The organism is Empedobacter sp. UBA7252, assembly GCF_002472765.1.
GTDB classification, from domain to species: domain Bacteria; phylum Bacteroidota; class Bacteroidia; order Flavobacteriales; family Weeksellaceae; genus Empedobacter; species Empedobacter falsenii_B.
Genome location: NZ_DKSQ01000011.1, coordinates 16,336 through 29,056 on the forward strand (window position 1 = coordinate 16,336; position 12,721 = coordinate 29,056).

11 protein-coding genes are annotated in these 12,721 nt (G+C 33.4%); 9 read left to right on the forward strand and 2 right to left on the reverse strand.

Annotated elements, in window-relative coordinates; genetic code table 11:
• Positions 1 to 2: 2 nt before the first annotated feature.
• From murD to B2X73_RS02470, 9 genes are all read left to right on the forward strand, one after another.
• Positions 3 to 1,337, forward strand: coding sequence for a UDP-N-acetylmuramoyl-L-alanine--D-glutamate ligase (murD, locus tag B2X73_RS02430; protein ID WP_286494791.1), 1,335 nt, complete (start codon positions 3 to 5; stop codon positions 1,335 to 1,337).
• A gap of 15 nt (positions 1,338 to 1,352) precedes the next feature.
• Positions 1,353 to 2,552: an FtsW/RodA/SpoVE family cell cycle protein gene (locus B2X73_RS02435; RefSeq protein ID WP_180905153.1), complete on the forward strand. Its 1,200-nt coding sequence runs from the start codon at positions 1,353 to 1,355 to the stop codon at positions 2,550 to 2,552.
• A complete protein-coding gene (gene murG / locus B2X73_RS02440) occupies positions 2,524 to 3,630 on the forward strand; it encodes an undecaprenyldiphospho-muramoylpentapeptide beta-N-acetylglucosaminyltransferase (RefSeq protein WP_286494790.1) in 1,107 nt (368 codons plus the stop codon). Before B2X73_RS02435 ends, murG begins: the two co-directional genes overlap by 29 nt.
• A complete protein-coding gene (gene murC, locus B2X73_RS02445; RefSeq protein ID WP_221855345.1) occupies positions 3,630 to 4,970 on the forward strand; it encodes a UDP-N-acetylmuramate--L-alanine ligase in 1,341 nt (446 codons plus the stop codon). Before murG ends, murC begins: the two co-directional genes overlap by 1 nt.
• Position 4,971: 1 nt before the next feature.
• Positions 4,972 to 5,703 (forward strand): cell division protein FtsQ/DivIB, encoded by a 732-nt coding sequence (locus tag B2X73_RS02450; RefSeq protein ID WP_236688178.1) that lies wholly within the window; start codon positions 4,972 to 4,974, stop codon positions 5,701 to 5,703.
• Complete coding sequence (gene ftsA, locus B2X73_RS02455) at positions 5,690 to 7,141, forward strand: cell division protein FtsA (RefSeq protein ID WP_291047152.1); 1,452 nt, start codon at positions 5,690 to 5,692, stop codon at positions 7,139 to 7,141. Before B2X73_RS02450 ends, ftsA begins: the two co-directional genes overlap by 14 nt.
• Positions 7,142 to 7,196: 55 nt before the next feature.
• On the forward strand, positions 7,197 to 9,041 hold the full coding sequence (gene ftsZ / locus B2X73_RS02460; protein ID WP_286494801.1) for a cell division protein FtsZ: 1,845 nt from the start codon (positions 7,197 to 7,199) through the stop codon (positions 9,039 to 9,041).
• 101 nt (positions 9,042 to 9,142) lie between these two features.
• Positions 9,143 to 9,595 (forward strand): GatB/YqeY domain-containing protein, encoded by a 453-nt coding sequence (locus B2X73_RS02465; protein WP_125349638.1) that lies wholly within the window; start codon positions 9,143 to 9,145, stop codon positions 9,593 to 9,595.
• Between the two features lie 323 nt (positions 9,596 to 9,918).
• The gene (locus tag B2X73_RS02470; RefSeq protein ID WP_125349637.1) at positions 9,919 to 10,449 is read left to right on the forward strand and encodes a septal ring lytic transglycosylase RlpA family protein; all 531 of its coding nucleotides are present in this window, start codon (positions 9,919 to 9,921) and stop codon (positions 10,447 to 10,449) included.
• Positions 10,450 to 10,577: 128 nt separating this feature from the next.
• Here the strand turns inward: B2X73_RS02470 and mqo are convergent, their stop codons facing one another.
• Positions 10,578 to 12,053, reverse strand: coding sequence for a malate dehydrogenase (quinone) (gene mqo, locus B2X73_RS02475; protein ID WP_125349636.1), 1,476 nt, complete (start codon positions 12,051 to 12,053; stop codon positions 10,578 to 10,580).
• 135 nt (positions 12,054 to 12,188) lie between these two features.
• The gene (locus B2X73_RS02480; RefSeq protein ID WP_038332867.1) at positions 12,189 to 12,689 is read right to left on the reverse strand and encodes an RDD family protein; all 501 of its coding nucleotides are present in this window, start codon (positions 12,687 to 12,689) and stop codon (positions 12,189 to 12,191) included.
• Positions 12,690 to 12,721 lie beyond the last annotated feature (32 nt).

Below are 12,721 nucleotides of genomic sequence, written 5' to 3' on the forward strand. Positions count from 1 at the left end.
AAATGAAAAGATTTGTCGTTTTAGGAGGAGGAGAAAGTGGCGTAGGAACAGCTATTCTAGCGAAGAAAGAAAACTTTGATGTTTTTCTTTCGGACATGGGACAAATAAAAGACAAGTATAAACAACTTTTGGAGGAGCACGGAATTGCTTATGAAGAAGGTCAGCACACAGAAGAATTAATTCTGAATGCCGATGAAGTAATGAAAAGTCCAGGTATTCCAAAAAAATCAGCGCTAATTCAGAAATTAGAAGCGAAAGGAATTTCAATTATTTCTGAAATTGAATTTGCGTCTCGTTATACAGATGCAAAAATTATTGCGATTACAGGATCTAATGGAAAAACAACAACAACAAGTTTGATGTTCCATATCCTAAAGCAAGCTGGATTAAATGTAGGATTAGGTGGCAACATCGGAAAAAGTTTTGCAAAATCTGTAGCTGAAGATAACTTCGATTATTATGTACTAGAAGTAAGTAGTTTTCAGTTAGATGATATCAAAATAGATTTCAAACCGTATGTTGCAATTTTACTGAACATTACACCAGATCATTTAGACCAATACAATTATCAGTTTGATTTGTATGCAAAGGCTAAATTCAGAATTACTGAAAACCAAGATGAAAACGATTATTTTATCTACAATTTGGATGATCCAAAAACAATGGAGATGATTGATAAGATTGATATTCGAGCTCATCGCAAACCGTTCACAATGATGGATGCAACAAATGAAGCATACGCAAACAATGAATTGTTCCGTGTGAACGATTCGAATGGTGATTTTACAATGTTAGTGAATGATTTAGGATTAATTGGTAAACACAATGTTTCTAATTCATTGGCTGCGGCTGTAGCTGCAAAAATTATTGATATCAATAATGAGGAACTAAAAAAGAGTTTGTCTGATTTTAAATCGGTTGAACATCGTTTAGAGCCTGTTTTGACAATTGGAGGAATAGATTTTATCAACGATTCTAAAGCAACAAATGTGAATGCAACATATTTTGCTTTGGAAAGTATGACGAAACCAGTTGTTTGGATTGTTGGAGGAACTGATAAAGGAAACGATTACAACGAAGTTTTACCTTTCGTGAAAAAGAAAGTGAAAGCAATTGTTTGTTTAGGTGTTGATAACGCAAAAATTGTTGATTTTTTCAGTCCATATATCGATACAATTGTTGAAACAAATACAATGAAAGATTGTGTAGAACAATCATATAAATTAGCAACAAAAGGAGAAACGGTTCTTCTGTCACCAGCTTGTGCAAGTTTCGATTTGTTCAAAGGTTACGAAGATCGTGGAGATCAATTTAAAGAAAACGTACGCAAATTATAATAACATAACCAACCAATGTCTAACATCGTACAAAAATATTTTAAAGGCGATAAACCGCTTTGGGCTTTCATTTTATTGTTAGCACTATTTTCGTTCTTACCTGTTTATTCTGCAAGTTCTAACTTGGTGTATACGGTAGGATCGGGAACTATTTTTGGGCATTTAGGTAAGCACGCTGTGATTTTATTAATTGGTTTATTTATCATTTATGGATTACAACGTATTGATTATCGTTGGTTTGGTTTGTTTGCTTTAACAGCGGTTGTTATACTTTCTGGAGTTTTGGCAATAACACTCGTACAAGGACAAACCATTGGAGGTGCAAATGCTGCGCGTTGGTTAACTATTCCAGGGACTGGAATTGGTATTCAGCCTTCGATGATTGCTTCGCAAGCGTTGTTGATTTATATAGCTCGTTATTTAACAAAAAATAGAGACAAAGAATATACATGGAAAAATACAGCAGTTCCATTATTCTTACCAATTATTGTAATTGTAGGATTAATCTTTCCTTCTAATGGTTCAACAGCGTTGATGTTAGCTGGAATGTGCGGAATATTGTTGATTATTGGTGGATTTCCATTCAAATATTTATTTACAATTGCCGGAGTAGGTTTAATACTCGGTGGCGGATTCGTGTGGATGGCTTTATCTCGACCAGATTTAGTAACAAATTCTCGTGTGCACACATGGATGTCACGTATCGAGAAATTTAATGACGATTCTGGATTAGAAAGTTATCAAGTTTTACACGCAAAAGCTGCAATTGCGAGAGGATTGAATGAAATGGCTGGACCAGGAAAAAGTGTTTTCAAACAAACTTTACCGCAGTCATCATCCGATTTTATCTTCGCGATTATTGTAGAAGAATATGGTGCAATTGGTGCAATTCTATTAATCGGAATTTTCCTTCTGATTTTAATACGGATTTGTATCATCGCATCTAAAATTCATACCGTTTTTGGTACGCTACTTGTATTTGCAGTGGGCTTACCAATTATTATACAAGCGATGGTAAACATGGCGGTAGCGGTTAATTTAATTCCTGTAACAGGGCAACCATTGCCAATGATTAGTTACGGAGGAACATCCATTTGGATGACATGTATTTCGTTCGGAATAATTTTGAGTGTAAGTACTCAGATTAAATCGCAAGAAGAATTAGAACAAGATAGAAAAGTATTAAGTGAAGAATACATCGAAGACATCGCCTAAAGTTTTAATAAGCGGCGGAGGAACAGGTGGACATATTTATCCAGCCATTGCAATTGCAGACGAAATAAAACGTCGTTTGCCAGATGCACAAATTTTGTTCGTTGGAGCAGAAGGAAGAATGGAAATGGAAAAAGTGCCAAAAGTTGGGTATGACATAAAAGGTTTACCAATTTCTGGATTTGATAGAAGTAACATGAAAGCGAATTTAAAGTTCCCTTTCAAATTGATAAAAAGTTTAAATCTTGCAAAGAAAATCTACAAAGATTTTCAGCCAGATTTAGCTGTTGGTACAGGAGGTTATGCAAGTGGACCAATGTTGTGGGTAGCGGGAAGTAAAAATGTTCCGATTTTATTACAAGAACAGAATTCGTTTCCAGGAGTTACCAACAAAATTTTGAAAAATAAAGCTAGTGCTATTTGTACAGCTTACGAAGGAATTTCTCAGTTTCCGCAAGAAAAAGTGCATTACACAGGAAATCCTATTCGTGCCGAAATTTTTCAAAATTTACCTTCAAAAGCAGAAGCAATTTCAGCTTTTGGATTAGATCCAGAAAAACCAACTATTTTATCAGTTGGTGGTTCACAAGGATCAAGAGCAATGAACAATGCTTGGTTAGAAAACCTTGACGAATTTGTTGCAAGTGGCGTTCAATTGATTTGGCAAACAGGAAAGTTAGATTATCAAAAAATCAAAAATTTGGTTGGCGATAAATATCCAACGATTCATGTAACCGAATTTATTTTCAACATGAAAGATGCTTATGCAGCTTCGGATATGATTGTTTCTCGTGCAGGAGCAATGGCGATTTCGGAATTGTGTATTGTAGGAAAAGCAACTATTTTGCTTCCATTGCCAACAGCGGCAGAAGATCATCAAACCAAAAATGCACAAGCATTGGTTGAAAAGGATGCAGCGATCATGGTGAAAGATGCAGATGCAAAACAAATTTTAGTCAAAGAAGTAATTGCTTTGGCGAATAATGAAGAATTAAAAAATAAATTATCTCAAAACATTAAGCAATTAGGGAAACCGTACGCAACAAAAAAGATTGTAGATATATTATTGAATTTATTATAATGAATATTTTAGATAAAACATATTATTATTTCATCGGTGCAGGAGGAATCGGAATGAGTGCTTTGGAACGTTTCTTCAAGTCAATCGGAAAAGAAGTTGTAGGTTATGACAAAACACAAACCGAGTTAACAACTGAATTGATTGCTGAAGGAATTGATATTCATTTTGAAGATAACATCGAGTTAATTCCAGCAGGAATTAATCCAAAAAATACGTTGGTAATTTATACGCCAGCAGTACCAAAAGATCATTCAGAACTAAATTATTTTTTAGTGAATGATTTTAAAGTCATGAAACGTTCAGAAGTGTTAGGTGAAATTACCAAACATACATACAATATTGGTGTTGCGGGAACACATGGAAAAACAACGACTTCATCTATTTTAGGACATATCCTAAAAGTTGCGAATGTAGAATGTACAGCTTTTTTAGGTGGTATTGCAGAAAATTACGATTCGAATATCATCTTAAATGGATCTAAATATACAGTTGCAGAAGCCGATGAGTTTGACCGTTCTTTCTTACGTCTTTCTCCAAAATTAGCGATTATCACAAGTGATGATGCAGATCATTTGGATATTTATGGTGAGCGTGATGAAGTGAAAAAATCGTTTCAAGAATTTGCGGCAATTGTGGAAGAAAAATTATTTGTTCACAAAGGTTTGCCTTTCGAAGGAGCTTTTACGTATGGAGTAGATTTGGACGCAGATTATGATGGACACAATGTAAGAATTATTGATGGACATTATGTGTTTGATGTAAAAACGCCAAACGGTTCATTGACAGACGTTGGAATTTTATTACCAGGCCATCACAATATGGAAAATGCGGTTGCGGCTTTGGCTGTTGCAGATTATATGGGTGTTCCTCATGATAAAATTAAAGAAGCTTTATCAACTTTTGTTGGAGTTAAAAGACGTTTTAATCGTTTCGAAGCAAATGGAAAAATTTACATCGACGATTATGCACATCATCCAACAGAATTGAATGCAGCAATTCGTTCAGTTCGTGAACTTTATCCGGGTAAAAAAGTGTTGGGAGTATTTCAGCCTCACTTATTTACACGTACAAGAGATTTCGCAGAAGAGTTTGGACAAAGTTTATCGCAGTTAGATAGTTTGATTTTATTAGACATTTATCCTGCCAGAGAGTTACCAATCGAAGGAATTACTTCAAATTGGTTGCTAGAAAAGGTGAATTTAAATGAAAAAATAGTATCTTCATTAGAAGATAGTTTAGCAAACATCAAAAAACAAGATTTTGATGTATTATTGACTGTTGGAGCAGGAAATATTGATACAATTGTTAAACCAATAAAAGAGTGGTTAAGTGAAGCGTAAATTGAAAATCATAAAAGTGATTTTTGGAGTTGCCTTGCTAATCGGTTTGATTAGTTTTACGGTAATTAAGAATGCTTCGCGTACTGTGAAAAAAATTGACGTGGCGTTTGTTCAGCCAGTTGATAATTATTTTATTAATGATGAATCGATAAGAGAAATTATCAACAAAGATGGAAAAGACATTCTGAAACAATCTCTACGAGAGGTGAATGTAAAAGAAATCGAACAAAAAGTAAGTGAGAGTCCTTTTGTGGATTCTGTACAAGTCAGTAAAGATATCAACGGACATTTACGACTTGACATAAAAGCAAACTCAGCAGTAGCAAGAATAAAGACGCTGAAAAATGAATTTTATTTGACAACAAAAGGCGGAAAAATGCCTTTATCTAAATTAAATTCAGCGGATGTAATTTTAGTTTCTGGTGATGTAAAACCGAATGAATATGAAGATTTGAGTAAATTTGTTCAAGCTTTGAAAGCTGACGATTTATTAAAAAATCACATCATAGCCATTCAAAAAGTGGGACAACGTTCTTTTAATTTAATTGTAAACACAGGAAACTATTATATAGAATTAGGAACTTTAAACAACTTTGAACAGAAGTTACATAATCTAAAATTATTCTATAATCAATACATTGATTTTATAGGAACTGAAGATTATGAAAAATTGAGCTTGAAATTTGTAAACCAAGTTGTAGCAACCAAACGAATAAAAAATGGAGAACAATAGTAAGATTGCAGTTGGCTTAGACATAGGGACTACAAAGATTGTAGCGCTTGTCGGACGAAAAAATGAGAACGGAAAAATCGAAATTCTTGGACACGGACAAGCAAAAAGCTTAGGTGTACACAGAGGTGTTGTAAATAATATTACACAAACCATTAACTCGATAAAAGAGGCAATTGATAAGGCTGAAAGATCATCTGGTGTCAAAATTACTGATGTTACTGTTGGTATTGCCGGACAACATATTCGTAGTTTACAACATAGCGATTACATTACTCGTACCAATTCAGAAGACGTGATTGATGATAATGATTTAAAGTTATTAACAAATCAAGTTTACAAATTGGTCATGTTACCTGGAGAAGAAATTATCCATGTTCTTCCTCAAGAATTTAAGGTTGATAACGAAGGTGAAATCCGCGAACCAATCGGTATGTACGGAAGCCGTTTAGAGGCTAATTTCCATGTGGTTGTAGGACAAGTTTCATCCATCCGAAATATTGCACGTTGTGTAAAAGCTGCTGGTTTACGTTTGGCAAGTATTACTTTAGAACCAATTGCATCATCTAGTGCTGCGCTTAGCGAAGAAGAGAAAGAAGCTGGTGTTGCATTGATTGATATAGGTGGTGGAACAACGGATATTGCAATTTTTAAGGATAATATTATTCGTCACACATCTGTTATTCCGTTTGGAGGAAATGTGATTACAGAAGACATTAAAGTTGGATGTTCTATTATTGGAAAGCAAGCCGAAGCTTTAAAAGAAAAATTTGGTTCTGCTTGGCCAGGAGAAAATAAAGAAACTGAAATTGTATCGATTCCTGGTTTAAAAGGACGCGAAGCAAAAGAAATATCATTAAAAAGATTGTCACAAATTATTCATGCACGTGTGCAGGAAATTTTGGAACAAGTATATTTGGAATTGAAAAACTACGGTTGCGAAGATCAAAACAAAAAATTGATTGCAGGAATCGTTTTAACAGGTGGTGGATCTAAATTGAAACACATTCGTCAACTTACAGAATATGTAACAGGAATGGATGTAAGAATTGGATACTCTAACGAACATATTGTTGGTGCAAAAGCTGAGGAAATTAGCGGACCAGAATATGCAACATCTGTTGGATTATTAATGAAAGGTTTAGAAGAATTAGCGGCGAATTATCAGCACGAAATTTATGAAAAACCAGTTATTAATAATTTAAATAACCAAGAAGAATTAGAAATTGGAATTCAACCAACACAACAAACTAAGACTGTGAAAGCTGAAATTGTTGTTGAGGAAGAAATTATCCAAAAACCAAAAAGAGAAGAAGTAGTAGACGAATTCTTGGATCAAGAAATTGGTGAAAAGAAAGAAGCTAAATCTAAACCAGAAAAGAAAAATTTCTTTTCGAAATGGACGGATAAATTTATCCAAATGATCAACGAAACTGAATAATAAGAATAAACTAGAATAAATTACGAATCAATTTAATAAGAAGAATATGAGTGATATGTTAACAGGAGATATTGTGTTCAACTTACCAAAGAGCCGATCTCAAGCTATCAAAGTAATCGGAGTAGGTGGTGGAGGTAGTAATGCCGTAAACTACATGTTTGAACAAGGAATTGCAGGTGTAGAATTTGTAATTTGTAATACGGACTCTCAAGCATTAGCAAATAGTCCAGTACCAACAAGAATTCAATTAGGACAAGCAATAACAGAAGGTTTAGGAGCTGGAGCAAATCCTGAGGTAGGAGAGCAATCTGCTATCGAAAGTATGGATGATGTAAAAGCTGTTTTAGACGAGGGTACTAAAATGGTATTTATTACTGCCGGAATGGGTGGTGGTACAGGAACCGGAGCAGCACCAGTAATTGCTGGTATTGCAAAAGAAATGGATATCTTAACAGTTGGGATTGTTACAGCGCCATTCTTTTTCGAAGGAAGAATGAGGTTGGAACAAGCCGAAAAAGGTATCGAAAAATTAAGACAAAATGTCGATTCATTAATTGTTATCAACAATGATAAATTACGTGAATTATACGGAAACTTAGGTTTCAAAAATGGTTTCTCGAAAGCTGATGAGGTTTTAACAACAGCAGCTAAAGGAATTGCAGAAGTTATTACTCAACACTATGCAATGAACATCGATTTACGTGATGCGCGTACAGTACTTAAAAATTCTGGTACAGCAATCATGGGATCTGCGCAAGGTTCTGGTGAAAACAAAGCGAAAGACGCAATTTCTTCTGCTTTAGATTCTCCATTGTTAAACAACAACAAAATTACGGGTGCACGTAACGTATTGTTATTGATTTTGTCTGGTAATAACGAAATTACAATGGATGAAATCGGTATCATCAATGATTACATTCAACAAGAAGCTGGTAATAGTGCAAATATTATCATGGGTATTGGTGAAGACTTAGATTTAGGAGATTCTATCTCTGTAACTGTTGTAGCAACTGGTTTTCCTACAGAAGATCAGGCGTATACAGGAAAAGAGGAACAAAAAATTGTACATACATTAGAGGAAGAACAACCAATTAATAAAACGTTATCAGTTGAGCAACCTTTTGTGAATCGTGTAAAACCAATGACGTTAGATTTTGGTCGTTCTAATGCTTCTCAGCAAGCACCACAAACGCCTCAACAAAATCAAACGCCAGAGGCTCCTCAAAATAATTATCGTCAAGCAGATATTAACCAAAGTTTTCAACAACAAACTTATCACAATACGCCAGAAGAATCTTTCGAAGAAAATAATTCTCCAAAGCGTTATGTTTTAGATGATATTGATGATGAGCCAGTGCAAGAGAGACGTTCTTATGATGATTTCGAACCACGTTTGAAATCAGATTTTAATCGTCCGCAAGAACCAACGAATAATGTAAATAATAATCAAACATATAATTCATATTCTAATCCTGTAGCTTCAGAACAGTCAAATTATCCTCAAAATAATTATGCTGGATATCAAGCTCCAAAGAACGAAGGATATGGAAATGTAGAGCCAGTTCAATCTAATGTAGCTCATTCTGTTGCTCCACAAGCTGAAGAAGTACAAGTTGCTATAGATCCATTTAGTCAACCAATTGAGCAATCAAATGATCCTGAATTGAATAGTATGATTGAAGAAAGAAGAAATCGTTTGAAACAATTTAATTTTAAATTCAACAACACGATGACAAATTCTCAAGTAGACGAATACGAAGCAATTCCTGCTTATAAACGTCAAGGATTGAATTTATCTGATCGTAATGATAATCAATCTTCTGATTTTTCTGTAGGAACTAATCGTAACAACGAAACGCAAATTCGTCCAAACAATTTTCTACATGATAACGTAGATTAATAAACGATCACTCGTAAAAAATATTCTTATTATAGAAAAGGTTCATTGCTTTTGCGATGAGCCTTTTTTTGTCTTAAATTTGTAGTCTAAAAGCAAAACAAATGAATTTAGAAACTCAAATAATGGCACAGTTAAAAGAAGCGATGAAAGCTAAAAATACTGTTGCTTTAGAAGCTTTAAGAGCTGTAAAATCTGAATTATTATTAGCAAAAACATCAGGTGCTAACGGAGAATTATCAGAAGATCAAGAAATTGCTTTATTACAAAAATTAGTAAAACAACGTAAAGAAGCTGCTGAACAATTCGAAGCAAATGGACGTGCTGAATTAGCTGAAAAAGAATTGGCACAAGCAGAAGTTATTCAACAATTTTTACCTGCTCAATTATCAGACGAAGAATTAACAGCTGCAATTACAGAAATTGTTGCAGAGGTTGGCGCTACTTCTCCAAAAGATATGGGAAAAGTAATGGGAGCTGCTTCATCTAAATTAGCTGGTAAAGCGGAAGGAAAATTAATTTCAGCTAAAGTAAAAGATATTTTAGCTAGTTTATAATTGATTTTTAAATCTTTAAAAATTAAGAAAAGGTAAAGTTTATAACACTTTACCTTTTTTATTTCTTTATTAGATAAATTTCTTCAAATTATATAAAATTATTATTTATTGATAATCAATAGTATATCCGATTTAAATAAATAATTCCCAAAAAAATTAGGATTATAGTTTTATTTTAACATTAAATTAACAAATCGCTGTAAGCATCTAAATTCGCAAAGCACAAGAGATTTTAGAATTAAAAATCAATTGATTAGAATAATTCTAAATAAGAAGCTGTTTATACCCTTAAATTTGCAAAGTAAATCAGAAAAATCTAAAGGATGACGAAAAGCATTACAGCGTTTATAGCAATGTTAATGATTTTTCCAATAGCAAATGCTGATGGTAAAATTTTTAAGGATTCTGGTAATAATGACACAATTATTATGCCAGCTTCTGAGAAAAGATTTAGTAACGATATTGATAATGATACCATCAAAAAAGATACATTATCAGTTGAAGATGAAAAGTTGGTTGGAGAACTTATCGAGAATAGTGCTCGAAAAATCTCGACAGGAGTTGTTTCTTGGTATGGAGACAAATTCCACGGACGCAAGACAGCTAGTGGTGAAACGTATGACAAACACGAACTAACAGCTGCCCATAAGTCTTTACCATTTGGTACGAAAGTAAAAGTTACGAATATCAGAAATGGTAAATCTGTAGTTGTAGAAATCAACGACAGAGGTCCATACGCTAAATCTAGAGTTTTAGACTTAAGTCAAGCTGCATTCAGCGAAATTGGTCACACCAATACAGGAGTGATGCAAGTTGAATACGAAATTATCAAAAGCGAAGACAAGAAAGACTAAGATGTTCAGAAAAAATTAAAAGGTTTGAGAATTTATTCTCAAACCTTTTTTTATGCTCTTAAGTTTCGTGCAAAAAAAATCCTGACAAATGAATATCAGGATTTATAATTATATGATGTAAGAAAATCTTAATCTAAAATTTTAAGCACTTTAGTTGTACGGGCTCTTGATGCTTCAACTAATTCAGCTTGTGCTAAATCTTCACCGTAAGAAGGGATCATTTCTTTGATTGCTTCGTTCCAGTTGTTTTTCATCAAGTCTGGGAAACATTGTTTCATTAAGTTCAACATTGCACTAACAGATGTAGATGCTCCTGGAGAAGCTCCTAATAAGGCAGACATTGTTCCATCTTGAGATGTTACGATTTCTGTACCAAATTTTAAAACTCCTTTTCCATCTTGTTTTTCGATTACTTGAACACGTTGTCCTGCAGTTTGTTCGAACCAATCTTCTAGTTTAGCTTCAGGAAAATATTCTTGTAATTCTTCTACTTTTTTCGCTTTAGATAACATCACTTGTTCTACCAGGTATTTTGTTAAATCGATATTGTTTAATCCACAATTCATCAAAAATCCTACGTTTCCTAAGTTTACAGATTTGAATAAATCGCAATTAGATCCGTATTTTAAGAATTTTGTTGAGAATGTTGCAAATGGACCAAATAATAGAGATTGTTTTCCATCAATAACACGTGTATCTAAGTGAGGAACAGACATTGGTGGTGCACCAATTTTTGCTTTTCCATATACTTTTGCATGATGTTTTTTGATTACTTCTTCGTTTTGACAAATTAACCATTGTCCACCAACTGGGAAGCCACCAAATTTTTTCGATTCTGGAATTCCAGATTTTTGTAACAATAAAATTGCTCCTCCACCTGCACCAATAAATACGAAATCAGCATTAAGTGCTTTGTTATTTCCAGATTTTAAATCTTTTACTTTAACTGCCCATTTTCCGTTGCTAAGACGAGTTAAGTCTTTTACTTCGTGTTCAGTTTCTAACGTGATTTCTTTTTTGTCTTGTAAACCTTTGAAAATTTGACGCGTTAATTCACCAAAATTCACATCAGTTCCCAAGTTCATATGCGTTGCCGCAACTTTTTCATTACCTTTTCTACCGTCAACAATTAATGGAGCCCATTCTCTGATTTTAGAAACATCATCCGAATATTCCATATCCTTAAATAAAGGATGCTGAGATAATTTTTCGTAACGTTTTTTCAAGAAATTTACATCGTCATCGCCCCAAACAAAAGACATATGTGGAGTAGGACGTAAGAATTTTTCTGGAGAAGAAACGTAATTATTTTCGACTAAGTAAGACCAAAACTCTTTCGAAGTTTCAAATTGTTTTGCAATATTAATTGCTTTATCAATATTAACCACTCCATTTTTGTCCATTGGTGTATAATTCAATTCACAAAAAGCAGAGTGACCAGTACCTGCATTATTGAAAGCATCAGAGCTTTCAAATCCAATCTTATCTAATTTTTCGAAAACAGAAATCTTAATAGCCGGATTTATTTTTTTAAGAAGTATGCTTAAAGTAGCACTCATGATACCAGCACCAACTAACACTACCTCTTGAGGTTGTTTTTCCATTTCTCAAAAATATATTTACGTTGCAAAGGTATTAATAAATAGCCTTTTTTGCGAAATAATACGCAGAAAAAACAATGATTTTTTACATAAATTATTGTTTTGAGATAATTTGAATAGATTTTATTTTATAGAAAATTATTCAAACTCAGTTTTTCCAATACTTTCGATGTTGTCTGCTTGTGATAAATCTGCTTCAAAAGCTTTTTTGTTCACAATTGTAGTTTTTGAAATTTTATCGTGCCAACCATTTTCTCCTAAAAAAGTAAGAACATCAAATGGAATTATTCTACAAATACTTCTTGTAAAATAATCTTTCGTTGTAGGTGTAGAACCGTCAATCATCACAACTTTTGTTCCTGTAATAAATTTACCTAATGAACGTCCTTTGGTTAAAAACTCTGATAAAAAAATTAGTAAAACATAAAAAAAGGCTGTGATAACTCTATCAATCAAAGGATTTATATTTTCTAATTGATAAATAATGTCGCTTTCTGGATTAATGATCACAATAACAATTGCTATAAAACCGAAAAATAGCATCGTCAATAAAATGATTGATACATAATCTATAATAAAATTTAAAAAGCGCAATCCTTTGTTCGCTTTATGTTCGCCAACTTTGTAATCTTGGTACATAGTGTTTATGTGTTAATTTAGATGTAAATATA

Excerpts from the sequence above, each read along its gene's own strand:
- murD (WP_286494791.1), top strand. The coding sequence starts at position 3 with ATGAAAAGATTTGTCGTTTTAGGAGGAGGAGAAAGTGGCGTAGGAACA.
- B2X73_RS02435 (WP_180905153.1), top strand. The coding sequence starts at position 1,353 with ATGTCTAACATCGTACAAAAATATTTTAAAGGCGATAAACCGCTTTGG.
- murC (WP_221855345.1), top strand. The coding sequence starts at position 3,630 with ATGAATATTTTAGATAAAACATATTATTATTTCATCGGTGCAGGAGGA.
- ftsA (WP_291047152.1), top strand. The coding sequence starts at position 5,690 with ATGGAGAACAATAGTAAGATTGCAGTTGGCTTAGACATAGGGACTACA.
- ftsZ (WP_286494801.1), top strand. The coding sequence starts at position 7,197 with ATGTTAACAGGAGATATTGTGTTCAACTTACCAAAGAGCCGATCTCAA.
- B2X73_RS02465 (WP_125349638.1), top strand. The coding sequence starts at position 9,143 with ATGAATTTAGAAACTCAAATAATGGCACAGTTAAAAGAAGCGATGAAA.
- B2X73_RS02470 (WP_125349637.1), top strand. The coding sequence starts at position 9,919 with ATGACGAAAAGCATTACAGCGTTTATAGCAATGTTAATGATTTTTCCA.
- mqo (WP_125349636.1), bottom strand. The coding sequence starts at position 12,053 with ATGGAAAAACAACCTCAAGAGGTAGTGTTAGTTGGTGCTGGTATCATG.
- B2X73_RS02480 (WP_038332867.1), bottom strand. The coding sequence starts at position 12,689 with ATGTACCAAGATTACAAAGTTGGCGAACATAAAGCGAACAAAGGATTG.